This window comes from Variovorax sp. S12S4, from assembly GCF_023195515.1.
Classification (GTDB): domain Bacteria; phylum Pseudomonadota; class Gammaproteobacteria; order Burkholderiales; family Burkholderiaceae_C; genus Variovorax.
On the sequence record NZ_JALPKR020000002.1, the window covers coordinates 5,412,749 to 5,427,397 of the forward strand.

Annotated in this window: 20 protein-coding genes; 5 read left to right on the forward strand and 15 right to left on the reverse strand. The window is 60.6% G+C overall.

What is annotated here, in order from left to right:
• Positions 1-32 precede the first annotated feature (32 nt).
• The 6 genes from M0765_RS26530 to M0765_RS26555 form a co-directional block, all read right to left on the reverse strand.
• Positions 33-266 carry a hypothetical protein gene (locus M0765_RS26530; RefSeq protein ID WP_258507195.1) on the reverse strand — a complete coding sequence of 78 codons (234 nt, stop codon included), beginning with the start codon at positions 264-266 and terminating at the stop codon, positions 33-35.
• 55 nt (positions 267-321) lie between these two features.
• The gene (locus M0765_RS26535) at positions 322-1,716 is read right to left on the reverse strand and encodes a phage major capsid protein (RefSeq protein ID WP_258507197.1); all 1,395 of its coding nucleotides are present in this window, start codon (positions 1,714-1,716) and stop codon (positions 322-324) included.
• Positions 1,717-1,725: 9 nt separating this feature from the next.
• A complete protein-coding gene (locus M0765_RS26540; RefSeq protein ID WP_258507199.1) occupies positions 1,726-2,307 on the reverse strand; it encodes an HK97 family phage prohead protease in 582 nt (193 codons plus the stop codon).
• 57 nt (positions 2,308-2,364) lie between these two features.
• Positions 2,365-4,077 (reverse strand): terminase large subunit, encoded by a 1,713-nt coding sequence (locus M0765_RS26545; RefSeq protein ID WP_258507202.1) that lies wholly within the window; start codon positions 4,075-4,077, stop codon positions 2,365-2,367.
• The gene (locus M0765_RS26550; protein ID WP_258507203.1) at positions 4,058-4,471 is read right to left on the reverse strand and encodes a P27 family phage terminase small subunit; all 414 of its coding nucleotides are present in this window, start codon (positions 4,469-4,471) and stop codon (positions 4,058-4,060) included. Before M0765_RS26550 ends, M0765_RS26545 begins: the two co-directional genes overlap by 20 nt.
• Before the next feature lie 139 nt (positions 4,472-4,610).
• Positions 4,611-4,802, reverse strand: coding sequence for an HNH endonuclease (locus M0765_RS26555; RefSeq protein ID WP_342456052.1), 192 nt, complete (start codon positions 4,800-4,802; stop codon positions 4,611-4,613).
• Positions 4,803-5,150: 348 nt separating this feature from the next.
• Here M0765_RS26555 and M0765_RS26560 point away from each other — a divergent pair, with 348 nt between their 5' ends.
• Positions 5,151-6,095 carry a hypothetical protein gene (locus tag M0765_RS26560; protein ID WP_258507205.1) on the forward strand — a complete coding sequence of 315 codons (945 nt, stop codon included), beginning with the start codon at positions 5,151-5,153 and terminating at the stop codon, positions 6,093-6,095.
• A 1-nt stretch (position 6,096) separates the two neighbouring features.
• Positions 6,097-6,411, forward strand: a complete 315-nt coding sequence (locus M0765_RS26565; RefSeq protein ID WP_258507207.1) for a hypothetical protein — start codon at positions 6,097-6,099, stop codon at positions 6,409-6,411.
• Positions 6,412-6,421: 10 nt separating this feature from the next.
• On the opposite strand, the gene M0765_RS26570 is transcribed toward M0765_RS26565, so the two are convergent.
• Both M0765_RS26570 and M0765_RS26575 read right to left on the reverse strand, forming a co-directional pair.
• Positions 6,422-6,841: a DUF2591 domain-containing protein gene (locus M0765_RS26570; RefSeq protein ID WP_258507209.1), complete on the reverse strand. Its 420-nt coding sequence runs from the start codon at positions 6,839-6,841 to the stop codon at positions 6,422-6,424.
• Between the two features lie 308 nt (positions 6,842-7,149).
• Complete coding sequence (locus M0765_RS26575) at positions 7,150-7,533, reverse strand: hypothetical protein (RefSeq protein ID WP_258507210.1); 384 nt, start codon at positions 7,531-7,533, stop codon at positions 7,150-7,152.
• Between the two features lie 94 nt (positions 7,534-7,627).
• On the opposite strand from M0765_RS26575, the gene M0765_RS26580 reads away from it, so the two are divergent.
• Positions 7,628-7,990 (forward strand): hypothetical protein, encoded by a 363-nt coding sequence (locus M0765_RS26580; RefSeq protein WP_258507212.1) that lies wholly within the window; start codon positions 7,628-7,630, stop codon positions 7,988-7,990.
• A gap of 299 nt (positions 7,991-8,289) precedes the next feature.
• Here M0765_RS26580 and M0765_RS26585 read toward each other — a convergent pair whose 3' ends face one another.
• The 7 genes from M0765_RS26585 to M0765_RS26615 all read right to left on the reverse strand — a co-directional run bounded on the left by M0765_RS26585 (position 8,290) and on the right by M0765_RS26615 (position 13,596).
• On the reverse strand, positions 8,290-8,832 hold the full coding sequence (locus M0765_RS26585; RefSeq protein WP_258507214.1) for a zinc finger-like domain-containing protein: 543 nt from the start codon (positions 8,830-8,832) through the stop codon (positions 8,290-8,292).
• A complete protein-coding gene (locus tag M0765_RS26590; protein WP_258507216.1) occupies positions 8,829-9,083 on the reverse strand; it encodes a hypothetical protein in 255 nt (84 codons plus the stop codon). Before M0765_RS26590 ends, M0765_RS26585 begins: the two co-directional genes overlap by 4 nt.
• Positions 9,084-9,449: 366 nt before the next feature.
• The gene (locus M0765_RS26595; RefSeq protein WP_258507219.1) at positions 9,450-10,232 is read right to left on the reverse strand and encodes a hypothetical protein; all 783 of its coding nucleotides are present in this window, start codon (positions 10,230-10,232) and stop codon (positions 9,450-9,452) included.
• A complete protein-coding gene (locus tag M0765_RS26600; RefSeq protein ID WP_258507234.1) occupies positions 10,229-11,776 on the reverse strand; it encodes a DEAD/DEAH box helicase in 1,548 nt (515 codons plus the stop codon). Before M0765_RS26600 ends, M0765_RS26595 begins: the two co-directional genes overlap by 4 nt.
• Positions 11,773-12,684: a hypothetical protein gene (locus M0765_RS26605; protein WP_258507236.1), complete on the reverse strand. Its 912-nt coding sequence runs from the start codon at positions 12,682-12,684 to the stop codon at positions 11,773-11,775. Before M0765_RS26605 ends, M0765_RS26600 begins: the two co-directional genes overlap by 4 nt.
• 112 nt (positions 12,685-12,796) lie before the next feature.
• Entirely contained in the window at positions 12,797-13,063 is a 267-nt protein-coding gene (locus M0765_RS26610; RefSeq protein WP_258507238.1) for a hypothetical protein, read from the reverse strand.
• Positions 13,064-13,362: 299 nt separating this feature from the next.
• Positions 13,363-13,596 carry a helix-turn-helix domain-containing protein gene (locus M0765_RS26615; protein ID WP_258507241.1) on the reverse strand — a complete coding sequence of 78 codons (234 nt, stop codon included), beginning with the start codon at positions 13,594-13,596 and terminating at the stop codon, positions 13,363-13,365.
• A 78-nt stretch (positions 13,597-13,674) separates the two neighbouring features.
• On the opposite strand from M0765_RS26615, the gene M0765_RS26620 reads away from it, so the two are divergent.
• Positions 13,675-14,097, forward strand: a complete 423-nt coding sequence (locus M0765_RS26620; protein WP_258507243.1) for a helix-turn-helix domain-containing protein — start codon at positions 13,675-13,677, stop codon at positions 14,095-14,097.
• Between the two features lie 68 nt (positions 14,098-14,165).
• Positions 14,166-14,648, forward strand: coding sequence for a hypothetical protein (locus M0765_RS26625; protein WP_258507246.1), 483 nt, complete (start codon positions 14,166-14,168; stop codon positions 14,646-14,648).
• The last annotated feature ends 1 nt before the right edge of the window (position 14,649 follow it).

Below are 14,649 nucleotides of genomic sequence, written 5' to 3' on the forward strand. Positions count from 1 at the left end.
TTGCTGCTCGCGAAGGTAGGCGCCGAAGGTGCTCACTTGGCGGGCGCCTTCGTCTTCTTGGCTGCGGGCTTTTGCGCCGCGTTCTTGGCGGGTGCCTTCGTCACCGTGGCAGTAGCCGCGGTGGTTTGGTAGGAATCGGCAGGCGCCGCCCGGCCCAACGCATGCAGCACGCGCGCGTCGCGGCGGGACGCGCTGAATCTGTCGCCGGCTTCCAGGGCACGGCCTGCATAGCGAAACGGCTTGAGGGCTTTGAGATCTTGACGCATGGCGGCTCCTTGAGGAATTTGAGAGCCGAGCCCCGAGGGGCCCGGCGGGCTACGCTCAGGGCGCGGGCGGAGTGCCGTAGGCCGCGTCGTTCACATAGGCCACGGCAGAGGCGCGGCGCTTCCCGAAGTTGATCGGACGCACCACCTTGATGGCCGTCGATTCGCTTTGGAACATCGAGGTCATCGTCTGCGAAGCGGCGACCGGCGTGTCGGTCGCGCCAGTCGGCGCCGAGTTCTGCTCGATCATGGCTTCGCGCGAGATCGACACCTCGACACCGGTGTCACCGATGCGGTAGATGTCGCTCGGCTTCAGCAGCACCAGCCAGGCCGGATTGACGTTGTCGCCAGTCACCACCGGATCGCCCAGCAGCGTGCCGCCGGCGGTGGTGATGCCCGGGAACTCGGTCTGGCTCAGGGCGTTCGTCATGAGCTGGATTGCCTTGGCGAGCGTCGGGCTCGTCACGAGCTGCAGCCCGGTGGCGTTCTTCGCGGTCAGGAACGGCGCATAGAGCGCCTTGATGTCCTGACGCAGACCGTCCGCGTCGTCGCCAGCCGAGGCGATGGGCGTGACGCCGTTCAGGATACCGGCCGGCGAAACGTCCGCAACGGCGGCGGCAGCGGAAAGGAACGTCAGATCGACGCGCTGTGCCGAGGCGTTGACCAGGGCATCACGCACCAGCATTTCCGCGGCAGGCGACGAATCCTTGATCAGTTCGTTCGAGATCACAGCCAGGGCGGCGACCTTCCGGCGGCTCAGCGTCACGTTCATGAAGTCCATGGCGGTGGCAGGGATCGCTTTGGACTCACCCACCCAATACCCCGTGGCCGCGCCGTCCTGGCCTTTGATCATCACGTTCGCCGGCACCTCGCGGAGCGGCAGCTTGTCGTAGACCGTCGCGCCGTACAGGAACTCGATGAAGTCGCCGGTGTACTGGTTGTTCACCGCCACCAGCTCGCTGCCCCATTCGCCCGCACCGGTGCCGCCGCCAGGCACTTCGTTCGCCTTGATGATGTTCACCAGCGTGGGGTTGGTTTCACCCCAGCGGCGCTGCGCCTCGAACAGTGGGTTCGTGTCGTTGATGCGGGCGAGTGCCTTCGCGATAACGATACGGGTGTAGTTCTGGCCTTTGAACTTCTCGTCCGCGTCCTTTTTCATGTGGATCGCGGGAGCGCCGCCGGTGGCGATTGCACCGCGTGCGCCTGCTGCAGCGGCGGGGTTGCCACCAGCAGCGGGAACACCCTTCTCGACTTGCATCGTTTCGAGCTGACGCAGGTCGGTCAGCTCAGCGTCGATCTGGTTGATGTCTGCGGTCAGGCCCTTGAAGGCTTCGCGCTCGCTTTCGTCTTTGGTGCGGCCTTCGTCCATGGCCTTCTTTTGCACGCCTTCGAGCTCGAGGGCCTTGGCGGTGCGCGTCTCCATGAGACGCTTGATCTGTTCTTGCAGGTTCATGATGATCTTTCAGGAATTGAGGAAAACGACGCCCTTTCGGGCTTTGGGATTTCCCGAGACGCCGGGAGCGAGCAGGCGAACGACACGGTCCTGCTGTTTGCCAGTCGCGGCGAACAGGGCGTTGTCGATCGACTTGATCGCGGTGATGGATGCGTCGGCATTTGCGGGCACGACGACGGCGGACAGTTCGAACCAGAGCCACTTGATGTAGCGCACGCCGAACGAGCCTTTGATCTGAGCGGTTTCGATGGGCTTGAAGCCAACCGACAAGCCGCGAACGAGTTTTGCCTTGAGCATCTGCCAGGCCATGGTCAGGCGTTCTTTCAGCGGGCCGTCCTCTTCGACGGTGGCCACCTCACCCTCAACCTCGATGCCCTTCTCGGTGACCTTGGCGGCCGTGATCCAGCCGATGGGATCGGCGTTGTCGTGCATCCAGAGGAATGGCATGGGCAGCTTGAACTGCGCACCACCCGGCTCGACGATGTCGCCGGCGCGGTCGGTGCTTGGCGTCGAGGCGATGCCCTTGAACGTGCGGCGGCCGTCGCCCTCGTTCAGAGCCTTGATCTCGATGGTGGAAAACGCACGGTCCATAGTGTTGGCTCCAATGGAAAAAGCCCGCACAGGGCGGGCTTCGAGTGAGGGCGACGATCAGATAACGATCATCTTGTAGTCTGGCGTTCGTGGCTTCTCCACCTGGCCGGCGCCTATGCCCATCAACAGGGCACAAAAGTCATCGATCTTTTCGGGCGCCTTCTTTTTGTCCGGCGCGTTGTTCAGGTTTGCATCCTGGCGGGCGATCAGGTTCGATGCGTTCCAGTTCAGGATTGGGTCTTGCCCGAAAGCTAGGCGGCCATTCAGATAGGCCACTTCTAGCGCCTGCATTGCCGGGTGGTAGCTACGCGGCCCTTGAATGAACTGCTGCATCTTCACGCCCGCGGCGTTGAGGTTCTGCACCGTCTGCGATGCATTCCATCCGTCGTAACCAACCGCCGTCAGGTTGAAGTTCTCCTTCGCCGAGATGATCACTTTCTCGATAGGTCCGTAGTCGATGGCTTCGACTCCCGACTCAATCAGCAACCCCTTCAGCACCCAGCCCGCATACGGGATCAGACCGCGCTGCGTGCGCTTCCGAACCGCCATCGACGGCACAAAGCGCCATCCGTGCGTGTAGATGAATCCATCGATGTCCCAGACCAGCCGGAACGACGTCAGGTCGGTGGTGCTCGACAGGTCGAGGCCACCGGTGCACGGGTACTTCCGCAACCACTCCAGATCGACGGCACCCTTGCACTCCCGCCACTTGGTGATGTTGACCCAGCCCTGCGCGACCGCTGACGGCCGGTTCAGCCGCTTGATCTTGAACTCGGCGTGCTGACCAGGCTTGTCCTTCGCCTCGATGGCGGCTTTCCGGATCTCGTCGAGCAGGATGGGGTTCACGTCCATCAACGGATTCGCCTTCCGCCAGGCGCTTTCGTCGAAGTCGTCATCGGCTTCCGTGCCGAGGTCGTCGTCTTTCTCGTCTACAGCGTAGTAAACCGCCAGATAGTGGTCAGCCTCGATCAGGCCGCGCAGCACCTTCTTTGCAAACTCTCGTTCCTCTTCCCATGGTCCCGGGTTCGCGTAGCCCTCAGTCGTCAGATACAGGAACAGCGGGTTTCGCCTCGCACCCGCCGCCGACTTCAGCACGTTCAACAGGTCGTGATTCTTGTGCGCATGGATCTCATCCAGGATCGTGCAGCTCGGGTTCAGGCCGTCCTGCGTGCTCGCCTTCGCGTTGATCGGCTTGTAAGTGCCGCCGTTGTTGTAGCTGGCGATCGCGTTGGCGAATGCCTCGAGTCCAAATGCAGACCGCAGATCCGCCGTCTTCTCCACCATGGTCTTCGCGACCTTGAACACGATCCGGGCCTGCTGCCCGGTCGTCGCGCCGGTGATCACCTGCGGCCCGTTCTCCCCTTCGCAGTTCTGGCAGTACAGGCCGATGATCGCGGCCAGCGTGCTCTTCGCATTCTTGCGGGCAATGGCAAAAAGCGCCGTGGTGAAGCGACGCGTACCGTCCTGCTTGCGAAACCCGAACAGCTGCACCAGGAAGAAGATGTGCGACTCGTGCAAGACGATAGTCGGCGTGTCCCAAACCCCCTCGACGTGCGGCAGATCCTCGGCGAACAGACACACGTCATTCGCATGCCACTCGTCGAAGTAGAACGGGGAGCCCTGGGCCTTCTTCGCCCGCTTCAGGTCGTCCAGGAAGCGCTGGCCGGCCAGCCGCATCCAGATGCCGAACTGCTTTCGATTCTTGGGGTTCGCCGCCCTCTTCGCGTAGTCCTTCGCAATCGCGACGAAATCACGCGGCTCGTTTGCCACGCTGAGCGAACTTGTTTCCTGCCGGCTCTTCGCCCACCGGCTTGACCTTGCCTTGCGACACCGGCGTCATGCCGAAGTCGTTGATCAGGTTTCGGTACTGCGCCACCATCGACGCGACAGGCGCCTCGCCCGCGGCCCAGAGCTGGACCATCTTTCCATGCAGGGCGCACAGGTTGCCCAACGGGCTCAGACCTACGTCGGTCAGCAGCTTGTTGGCCACCAGAATAGGTGCCAACCGCTTCCACTCCTTCACGGCATGCGCGTTTGGCAGCCACTCAGGCGGCTCCGGAACATCAACAACCGGCGGCAACTCGACGCTTAGCTTGTCGTCGCGGCTCGGCTGGACCGTACCCGAGACCACCTTTAGCGCTCGCGGCTTTTTGGGGTTGGGCATAGGAAACCTCGACTCTCAAAAATCAAATTGCTGAACTGCACGTGTGAATAAAAGGCTAAGCGCCTGGTCAGGAGGCTGATCCCACTCTGAGGTTTTTCCTCCCCCGGGGTCTGAAGTCGTCCTCGTGAGGTGCGCTCCATCAATCCTTCGCGCGTTCGACCGGCCATCCGTCCTCGCCGATCACTACTTGCACGCTGCCAGACTTCTCGAGCATCTGCTTCGCCGAGTCGTGGTGCTGCTTGCATAGGGGCTGCCAGTTCGCTTGGTCCCACATCAGGGTCTGGTTGCCCTCGTGCTTCACCTTGTGATCAACGACTGTCGCCGTGGTCACGCGACCCTCTGCCTTGCACATCACACATAGGACGTTCTCCTGGCGCGCTAGGAAAGCCTTGCGCTCTCTCTGCCAGCGCCCGCCGTACCCTCGTTCCGCCGTCTTGCGCTTGTCTGTGCGCCAACTAGGCTGTCCACTGTGTTTTGGCGTGCTTGTCATTAACTTCGCATCCCCAGAGGCAGCTCGGTTGCATCGCAGCCCACCTCCTCGGGAAACAAGCAATGGGCCAAATGAAGACAATAAATGTGAAAAAGGGGAATAGCGACCACGTACCCTAAAGAGGGGATAGACAGCTTTGACGTTCCACTTTCGAATGAAGCACCCAATCAAAAGGTGCTGGAGGGAAGTATGCGGAACGCCTGGCGGACTTGCGCGGTATGTCTCTATGCTCTCCTCATCGGAGCGTGCAGTTCTGTATCGTTAAAACAGGTTGACCACTTCGGAACTTCTGCTCTCAAGTTCAGCGAAGCCAGTCAAAAGGCATTTGCACTCTATGAAGACGCCAGCGTCCAGTACAAGTTGGACTACATGGCGACGACGCCGAGAACGGAAGCTGACCTCAGAATCTTTGAAGGCTTCATCTCGTATTCGCCACAAGCCACGAATGCCATTGGTGTCCGCCTAAAGCGCCTCGAACTGATCGAAGCCTATGCCGTCACCCTTAAGACGCTAGCAACTACCGATCCCAAGGAAAGTATCGATAAGTCGTCCACCAAACTCAATAGTTCTCTCACAACGATAAGCAAAAACTCCGGCAACTCGGACCCAGAGGTTCAAAAACAAATAGGCCTCGTAAGCACGGCGGTTCGGACCTCATACACCGAGTTCGCGGCTCACAAGCGACGGCAAGCAATCAAGGATCTCGTGATCGCGATGCACCCATCAGTGATCGCGGCATGTCAGGACATGGTCCAGCGGTTTAGCGTACCGTTGACGGGTCCATCTCCGAGCATCCCGGCCTTCGTCAGCGCGCAGCTCGACTTACGCCAGCAGTACCTGCTTCAGGAATACAACCGAGTGCGCGAACTGCCGACAACCACCTTCGAACGACGAAGAGCTTTGCTCTCGAACCTAAATGCCGTCTATCTCGCAAGAGTTGCGGCGCCACAGTTCTTCATGTCACTTCGAGAAGTCGCGGAGAAGGCCGAAAGCGCCCAACTGGCTTTGAGAAGCGCAGTGCTCAAAGACGAATTCTCAACCTCCGAACTTGTCGAGAATCTCATTCAGCTCCAAGACAAACTCGACGACGCTGAGAAGTTCTATCACTCCCTTGTCCCTGCCTCAGGAGGTTGATGTGAAAAATTTCGCGGACCTCGAACTAGCTGCAAGACTGGCGGATGAAACTCGGCACCTCGAGACACTACAGAGGCGATTTCCCCACGACGATGAGATCAAGAAGCGTATCGACGACATCTTCGCCAGATGGCGGGCTTTGAACATTAAAATTATTGATGAAAATAGCGAAGAGATAAGACAGGCGACTGACGCCGGCAATGTGGCGGTTGCCCACGCCGATGCGACCGTCAAGTACTTGATAGGTTTGTCTACCACCTTAAACAAGGCCGATCACCTGATCAGAGCGCTCGATCGCCTTCTCACGCTCTGGTGAGCTAGCACCGTTATCCGAAAGGTGTGGCCTTAGCAAATGCCTCCTTCGCGACTTCCTCCGGCACGCTATCGCCGAAAGCCATCTTCACTCGGGTACGCATCGCTGCGATCAAGTACTCGCTGTCCGTAGCTTCGGCGAAGTCGCCGCGGCGAGGTGTCAGGCCTATTTCAGGGCTGTATTTGGCTCTTCCGTGCCAACCAGGGGCTTCGTGTACGTAGGTCGGAAACATCGCAATTCTGTTCCGACGGACAATCTCCGCACCACTGCAAAGGTCGTCGGAGGGCGCATAAAGCTTTTCATCCGCGCGGCACAGAAGGTGCCCGTTTGGCAGCTTGCCAACGCGGAAGCGACCAGACGCTTCGTCCCATCCTTCTGCTCTTCCTACCCAATAGTTAAGCACCGCTCCGGCTTCGAGTTCGTCAACCTGCATATGTGTCTTCCAACAATCGACAAACGCCAATCTTAAATCTACTGCACTGCGCCTTTTCCTAGAGCGGCAGTCTCATTTCATCAATCCGCCGAATCACTTCGTTGATCTGGGCGATGAGCTCGCCACTCCCGTCTTGATCACGAAGCTTGTCGAGCAGCTCTTGCGGCGTGGTCCCGTACTCGTAGCAGTACCTCAGCACGGCAGGCTGGAGCAACTCAGTGGTGCCAGCCAGAGCCGCCAGGTCAGCGCACCATTGAGCAAAGGTTTGGCCTGTCACTCCGCGAAGCTATCAGAAAGCAAAGAAGCACCTACTTCCTCCTCGCCAGCTTCTGCTCATCCATAAAGATGGCCGCCGCCATCACTACAAGCTGCTCATTGGGACTTGCTTCGCACATGTCGTTCACCCTCGAGCGCAGCTCAACATGATCCGGCAAGCTCACGTTTGGCTTTTCGTTGACCATGTTCTGAAAAGCCATTCCGGTAAGAGCTCCCTGCACCCAGGAGAGCATGCTCAAGGCGTTTTGTGACGCCAGATCACTCTTCCGAGCTTTCGCCGTCGCATCCAGGAACTCGGCACAAGTAGCCGCCCCTGCGCCGAGGATGGAGAACCTCGGTTCCTCCGAATGCGCAAGTTGAGCAAGGGCAAGCGTCAGGAGGCCGAAAAGCAGGACAGGACGAGTGCGAGTTTTCATCGCTGAATTGTCTCAGCTCCCGTGAACGCAAATACGAAAGCCGCCTCGGTAGACGGCTTAGGCTAGAGTGCCTGCTTTTTCAATGAAGGCGACGATGATCCCCATCAAATACAAGTTCGAGCGAGACGATCCTCGCGTGTGTGCGCTCGACCCCAAGCTACAGCCGAAAACACTTCAGGAGGTTCTTTACTTTGTTCTGTCGCGGAAGCACCCGACGCTTCTTAGGGAAATTGAGTCCCACATCAAACACCGCTTGATTTCGAGGGCTGACCACCTGCAGTACGTGTTTGATGCCACGCCGTTCGTGACTATCGATGCGAGCGCCGCTCCCGATGTCGGTGGCGCTGTCCGGACGCAGCCGATTCACCACGGCCAGAATCCATCTCCGGAGGATGTCAAAGACCTGATCAGGGCGCGATTACCCGAACTGCTCGCCGCAGACCTGCCCGGCGTTTGAGCTCGGCTTTACAAGGATAGATCCCTCCACTCACGCCGAAAGGAGCATGCTGGATCTAAAGCGCACGGTCGGGAACGATCCGACTGTCCTTCACCCTTCTGGGCTAAAACATAAACCAACTTAGCGTGCGCCCTTGATTCTCGCCGGTCAGGAATGGAAAAAACCGTCTCGAGGACGGCTTTCAGTTCGAAGACAGCTCCGCCATCGACGGTCGGGCTGCTCTTATTGTTCCCGGCTCACCCGGGATTTGTACAGGCAGCGTGATTCTAGAACCAAATCGCTGTCGATGTAAAGACTTTTTACTTTGCCGCTTCAGCAGTGGCAATCTTCAGATCTAGGTAGCCCGCAATCTGCTTCATTGCCTCAGGGCCGGCCATCGCTTGATGCCGCTCCATGTGCGCAACAAGCCAGTCGGCGACCTCGGAATGCTCCTTGAAGAGCCTGCTCAGGGAAGTGCGTCCGGTCCCCTTGCAAGGCTTGCAGCGGACGCCGAGCGTCCTGCTGCCAGGAATGACCGTCGCCCCATGCCCTCCGCACTCGTCACAGGTCGGATTGCGATGCCAGGCGACACATCCCTGCGCCAGGTCATAGGCCTCCACGCGATTCAGCTTGACCCGCATCGCCCTCGCCTGCCGCCATGCGTCGTCCGCTAGGATCTCGACGAGCTCGCGCGCCGCGGTGCTGTCGCCAAGGAACAGGCGCTGCAGGGCGACGGCCAAAGGAAACTGCCGTGCTGCGAGCCCCATGGCTCCCAACACATCGGAGTCCGAGCGCGTGGTGCGTTCGTTGATTTCCAGGTTGGAAGACCGGACGGCGGCGGCGTACCGCTCGATGACTTTCATCCGCGACCTTTCAGGCTGTCGCCGATTCGCGCAGCCAGGTTGCGGCGGCTTCCGTCCACGGAGGGGCGGCCGGTGCTGTCCTCGAGCCGGCGCAGCAGCTCGTTCATCTCGACGTCGGTCATCTGTCCACGACGCTTAAGCACCATGGCAAAGCTGGCGATGACTTCAGCCGTCGCCGCTCGATGCGCGTTCATCGAATCGGCGAAGAAGTCGGACGCTTTGAGGTACTGCTCGAATTCCTTCATGCTCATCTTGATCTCCTGTTAACTAACCACATCCCCTACGAATACAACCTGACCCCGAGCGGACAGACCTAGCCTCCTAGAGGCTGGCCTTCACATGCATCGACTTCTGACCCGTCGCGTTACATGACCCGGTAGCCTTCTCGTTCACAGGTGCTGCCTTCGCCGCCTGCCGGGGTGTTTCAGAACTTCCTCACAGTTCCCCGCTCTTCCCTTGCTGCTGCCGTTATAGGTAGTCCGACCGGCAAGGTGCTTGGTTGAGATCGGCTTACGACATAGCGGCCTCCTGCTGTCGAACCTTCATCAGCAAGGCGCACAAGGGCATCAAGCCCGCGCGCTTGTGCATGTCGTTGGCGTCCTCGCCGAGTACCGGGCTCATGCAGTACGGCAGGCCGGTTTCCTGCGCCGCGCGCTCCCTGCCCCGCTCTTGTCGTTGTCGGCGAACACGTACCGCTTGCCCCTTGTGACGTGGGAGGCAGCAAAGACCAGGTTGTGATCGCTGAAGCACACCATCACGGCGGCGTTCAGGCGCATCGAGCGCACGGCCATCTCGATGGAGAGGCCTGTTGCATAGCCTTCGCAGAAGATCGTCTCTATGGCCGTTTTCGCGCCCAGGCGGAGCACCGCGCCGCGGGCCTGCATGCCGTAGGTCATCTTCTTGCGCCAGCGGTTCACGCCGGGCTCTTCTTCGGTGTCGGTCCAGCGGATGATCTGCACGCCGCGCAGTTCGTTTGTCGCGAGGTCGCGCATCGGCACGAGCAAGCCCCCATCGGGTAGCACCAGGCCTTGTGCCGCGGCGAGCCCCTTGCGAAACAGGTAGTCGTGCGTACCGGGCACCGTGGTGCGCAGCAGCTCTGCGGCCTTCTTCGCGGCCACTCGGTAGCCTTGTTCTGTCGCCTCGCGCGCGGCTTGCCGCTTCGCACGCCATGCGCGCTTTTCTTCGTCGGTCCAAGGCTTTGCGTCCGGATCGTTGTACCAATGCACGCGGCCTTCCGCGTCCCAGCGATACACCCAGCCTCGCTGTCCATCCCAGAGATAGGCACCGTTCGTGCTGCGCGGCTTTTCGGTGGTGCCGCAACGGCGGATCTTGTCCGAGGGAAAGAACTTCTCGGGCTTGATCTCGACGCCATGGGCGCGGGCGAAGTCTAGGAAGCTCATGCGGTCGCAGCCTCCTTCCGGCGCTGCGCCGCGGCTGCAATGTGGTGGCTCTGCCGCTTGCCCTTGAGCCGCTTGGCGAGCGCATCCGACACATCCACCACGGGCGCGGTGTCAGCGCGCCAGGTCGAAGGCGGCGGGCTCCCCGTGATTTCCTTGAACTGCATGTACGGGTAGCCGTCTTTCGACTTCACCCAGTCGGTGCGCTTCGCGAAGGTGCAAAGCTGATTCCAGAGGTCTTGCTTCGTGCCCGGGAACGGCACCTTGCCGAGGAAGATCTCCTGCATCTCGCCGGCCTCATGGGCGACGAGCGATTGCGGCGCGATCTCGAAGCCGCAGGACATGCAACGCTGGCGGAACGGCTTGTATTGGCACTTCGGGCACCCGGTGCGCTCGCGTTCATCTTTGCCGTCCTGCCGGATCTGCTTATCGAGCGCCTCGCCCATGTCGAGCGAATCCAGGCCGTTGAAGAAGATGCGCGTGAAGTCTTCGGCAAACCGGGTGATGTTCCCGCTGTGATCCAGCAGAAGGCAGTCTTCCTTGCCGGTTTCCGGCGATGAGCGCAGGCCACGGCCCCACATCTGAATAGCCGTTGACAGCGACTTGCGAAGCGGCCGGCAATCCACCACACAGCCCACGTCCTGCACGTCGAAACCTTTGGCCAGGGCTTCGACCGAGATCAGCACGCGAATAGACGAATCCGGCTTCTCGAATTCGGCGATCAGTTGATCGCGCTCGCGCTTGTCGGTGTCCTTGGTGAAGGTCGCGGAAAAGATGCCGGCTTCGTTGAACTGGCGGCACAGCTCTTCGCAGTGCGCGATGGTGGCGCCGAAGACGATGGTTTTCCGGTTCTCGGCGTGGCGCAGCCATTCGGCCACCACGTCGCCGATGATCTCCATGCCGCGCTCCGACGCCTCGGCCGGCTGCCACTCGCCAAAGCTGTTTGTCTTCGCGCCGGCCATGTCCGGGCGGCGGCAGGAAAGCACGCGCATGGGCACGAGCACGCCGCTTTCTGTGAGGGCGTGCATGGTGGTCGGGCTCACCAGGTTGGTGAATACCTTTCCGAGCCCCCGCGAAAAGGGCGTGGCGCTCAGGCCGATGACGCGCGCCTCGCTCTTCAGTGCGTACTCCACCCAGGTGTCGCGCTGCGTGTGCGCTTCGTCCACGATCAGCACATCGGTTTGCGGCCAACCGCGAGATTCGATGGTCTGCACGCTGGCGATCTGGAACGGCTTGCTCCAGTCCTGCCGGAAGTGGTCGCCCTGAATCACGCCGTGATTGCCAAGGCCGTACTCGAATGCCCGCTTACAGGTCTGGTCGATCAGCGTGATGCGGTCGCACAGGAAGGTTGCCCGCTTGCCCTGCTTGAGCGCCTTGTGTGCGATCCGCAGGCCCAGGTAAGTTTTGCCCGCGCCGGTCGGCGCCATGAGCATCTGGTTCTTGTGTCCGGCCTCGATGCCTTCGCGGATGCCGATCAAACCGTGACGCTGGAAATCGCGCGGAGGGGGAAAGCCGAGGGCCTCCCCGCTGTCGAACAGTTCGTTCATGCGGGTTGACCCGCCTTCTTCTGCCAGTGCTTCACCGAGCGCTTCAACTCGGCAATCTCGGTCATCATGCTGTTGATGCGCTGCTGCAGGCCCGCCGCCAGGTCCCGATATTTCTTCGCCTCCGCGAGCGCCGCGGCAAGCTGATCGTTCGCATCGACAACCTTGCAGAGGCTTGCATGGTCCGCCTCCAGTTCTGCCTGCGCTTCGCGCGCGTCGGCGAGCTGCTGACCAAGTTCCACGGCGTATTGCTCGAGTTCTGCAACGCGGGCCTCCGACTTCTCGGCTTGTGACCTGTTCGCCGCCGCCTTGAGTTCCGCACGGATCAACTCCGCCTTCGGTCCCTTCTTGGCCTTGCCCTTGAACTTCGCGGGCTTCGGGGCGGAGAGCGCTGCGGCCTGCTCTTCCTTCGGCAGACGCGCGATGTCTGCCGCCTTCTCGACTGATACAGCACCAGCCTTGACCGCCTGCTGCACGTCCGGCGTGCCGCTGGTGGCGACAACCTTTGCCTGCTGGATGGTGCGGACCGCAACGCCTGCACTCGCCGCCATTTCCGCGTTTGAGCGTAAGGGTGCAGCCGCTGCACCCTTATCGGGGCGATGCGCCGGCTTCCAGGCACAGAGCGCAACCTCCACCAGTGCCCACGCCCCGGCTGTGAGGTGGCGACGATGCTTGTTCTGCGCGCGCACGAAGCGCACAGGATCGTCGCCCTCGAATTCCACGGATGGGCATTCAACGCCGGCTTCGAGCGTGGCGCGATAGCGGTTCCATCCGTCAAGCACCATGCCTTCAAACAGCGTCACTGGGTTTTGAACGCCGATGTCCGCGATGCTGTCTACAAGGGCGGTGAACTCGGCATCGCTCATCGCCGGGAATGCCGCGGAAAGCGGGTGTTGTTCGTAGGTCGTCATTTGTTCCAAGCGCCCATCTCGTGATCGGTGGCCCAGCGGGCATTGCTGAAGTTGCCGCGGTGCACCCGCAGCCAATAGATGAAGTGGACGAACCACAGGAGTGCGCGGCGCATCAGTCGGCGTCCTCGAAGATCAGCTTTGCGGGAGTGGTCTGGCTCATCGCCTTGGCGTAGAGCACCTCGAATGCCGCAAAGGTCTTCGGGTCCACGCACTGGTATTCGGATGGCACCGCCTTGATGCCGAGGTGCGCCAGGAACAGGAGCACCTCTTCGAGGCGCTCGGTCTTGATGCGGCTCACAGTCGAGTCGCTAAGCCCCATGGAAACGGCGAGAGCGCCGGCCTTCCCAGGCTCTTGCAGTGCGCGCAAAGCGAGCTGCATGCCTTTTCTGGCTCTTTCGATGGGTGTTGGCGAGACTGCAGACATGACTTATCCCACCCACTCCCGACCAGCTCCGGCGCACGACCCGGACTTGATCCACAGCAGCTCGCGCAGCAGCATCACCACCAACGCGAGCCCCATTCCAGGCGAACCGGCGCGCATCACGTTGCGCACGACGCGGTTAGATATGTGCTGGCAGGGAGGAGAGCTAGAGATGACGTTCGTTGCCCACGTGGCCAATGTCCCACCACCGCGAGGCCGTGCAGTTCCGCGCACGGACAAACGATGAGCGGCGGACATCAGGCGGTCGCCTTGCGCCCGCTGCGCTTCGAGTTGCGCAGCACTTCCCAAGGCACGTCCGGGCGCAGATCCTCACAGCGAACGCCGGTCTCCCGCTCGATGGCGGGGCAATGCTCAGCCGGCACCTTCTTGCGAAATGCCCACATGCCCGGGGTAGACCCCGCCACGCCAATCAGTTCGGCCAGCTTCAGCCGACTCCCCGCAATCTCGACCGCCTTCAGGAACGCTTCCATGACATCTCCTTGTTCAAACACGATAGAAGCCTCAATCTTAACACTATCGAATTTAAAAGCTGTGGGAGAATTTCGTTCGTGAAGACAATCGCAGAACGAATCAAAGCTGTCCGGCAGGAGCTGGGCTGGAGCCAGATACAGCTGGCGGAAGAAGTGGGCGTGTCTCAGAGTTCGATCGGGAACATCGAATCCGGCTTCAGACAACGTCCGCGGGAGCTCGTGTCCATTGCAAAGGCGTTGCGGGTGTCGCCCGAATGGCTGGAGACGGGCAAGGGGCCGCGGACAGAACGGGCCTCGTTGAAGCTCGTTGGAGCAGACGCTGAGCCGTCGGTGAGAGCACTCGTCGAGTACCTGGCCAGCATCGCCGCTCAGCAGCGGCCGACCCTTCGAAAGAATTTGGCCAACCTGCTGGTTGAGTTGGTCGAGCAGCCCGAGGACACGGCTCTCATTGAGCAGACCATCGCCGACATTGAGAGATTCTTCACGCCCCAAGTGAAATAGCAGGGTTCCCGCTCATCGCCCATTCGTAACCAAAGGTTAGGATGAGAGACGAAATCAAGGAGTGAGGAATGAAGAGACTTGGTATCGCCGTGTTGGCCGTCTTCTGCTCTATGGCACACGCTGTCGGCTGGAACTACGAAGCGTCAACGGACAAGATGACTGGGAAAAAGTCCGCGGAGGCGCAGACGACCTCAGACAACTCTCTCAGTTTCGACTTCCCGTACAAGGGAACAAACAGAGGCTACCTGACCGTCCGCCAGCACCCGCAGTACGGCCTGGATGTCTTGATCTCCATCGACAAGGGACAGATGCTCTGTAGCAGCTACGACTGCCGGGTTTCGGTCAAGTTTGACGACGCGGCTCCAGTCAAGTTCAGCGGTAACGGCCCCGCCGACCACAGCAGTCAAACCATCTTCATTCAAGGCGCTGCAAAGTTCATCGCCTCTGCCAAGAAGGCGAAGAAGATCTTGGTCCAGTTCAACGCGTACCAGAACGGCGCACCGGTGCTCGAGTTCAGTACTCCGCAGCCATTGGATTGGCCCAGGAAATAGC

Bases quoted from the DNA above. Each gene is read 5' to 3' on its own strand.
- M0765_RS26530 (WP_258507195.1), bottom strand. From the start codon at position 266: ATGCGTCAAGATCTCAAAGCCCTCAAGCCGTTTCGCTATGCAGGCCGT.
- M0765_RS26535 (WP_258507197.1), bottom strand. From the start codon at position 1,716: ATGAACCTGCAAGAACAGATCAAGCGTCTCATGGAGACGCGCACCGCC.
- M0765_RS26540 (WP_258507199.1), bottom strand. From the start codon at position 2,307: ATGGACCGTGCGTTTTCCACCATCGAGATCAAGGCTCTGAACGAGGGC.
- M0765_RS26550 (WP_258507203.1), bottom strand. From the start codon at position 4,471: ATGCCCAACCCCAAAAAGCCGCGAGCGCTAAAGGTGGTCTCGGGTACG.
- M0765_RS26560 (WP_258507205.1), top strand. From the start codon at position 5,151: ATGCGGAACGCCTGGCGGACTTGCGCGGTATGTCTCTATGCTCTCCTC.
- M0765_RS26570 (WP_258507209.1), bottom strand. From the start codon at position 6,841: ATGCAGGTTGACGAACTCGAAGCCGGAGCGGTGCTTAACTATTGGGTA.
- M0765_RS26575 (WP_258507210.1), bottom strand. From the start codon at position 7,533: ATGAAAACTCGCACTCGTCCTGTCCTGCTTTTCGGCCTCCTGACGCTT.
- M0765_RS26580 (WP_258507212.1), top strand. From the start codon at position 7,628: ATGATCCCCATCAAATACAAGTTCGAGCGAGACGATCCTCGCGTGTGT.
- M0765_RS26585 (WP_258507214.1), bottom strand. From the start codon at position 8,832: ATGAAAGTCATCGAGCGGTACGCCGCCGCCGTCCGGTCTTCCAACCTG.
- M0765_RS26590 (WP_258507216.1), bottom strand. From the start codon at position 9,083: ATGAGCATGAAGGAATTCGAGCAGTACCTCAAAGCGTCCGACTTCTTC.
- M0765_RS26595 (WP_258507219.1), bottom strand. From the start codon at position 10,232: ATGAGCTTCCTAGACTTCGCCCGCGCCCATGGCGTCGAGATCAAGCCC.
- M0765_RS26600 (WP_258507234.1), bottom strand. From the start codon at position 11,776: ATGAACGAACTGTTCGACAGCGGGGAGGCCCTCGGCTTTCCCCCTCCG.
- M0765_RS26605 (WP_258507236.1), bottom strand. From the start codon at position 12,684: ATGACGACCTACGAACAACACCCGCTTTCCGCGGCATTCCCGGCGATG.
- M0765_RS26610 (WP_258507238.1), bottom strand. From the start codon at position 13,063: ATGCAGCTCGCTTTGCGCGCACTGCAAGAGCCTGGGAAGGCCGGCGCT.
- M0765_RS26615 (WP_258507241.1), bottom strand. From the start codon at position 13,596: ATGGAAGCGTTCCTGAAGGCGGTCGAGATTGCGGGGAGTCGGCTGAAG.
- M0765_RS26625 (WP_258507246.1), top strand. From the start codon at position 14,166: ATGAAGAGACTTGGTATCGCCGTGTTGGCCGTCTTCTGCTCTATGGCA.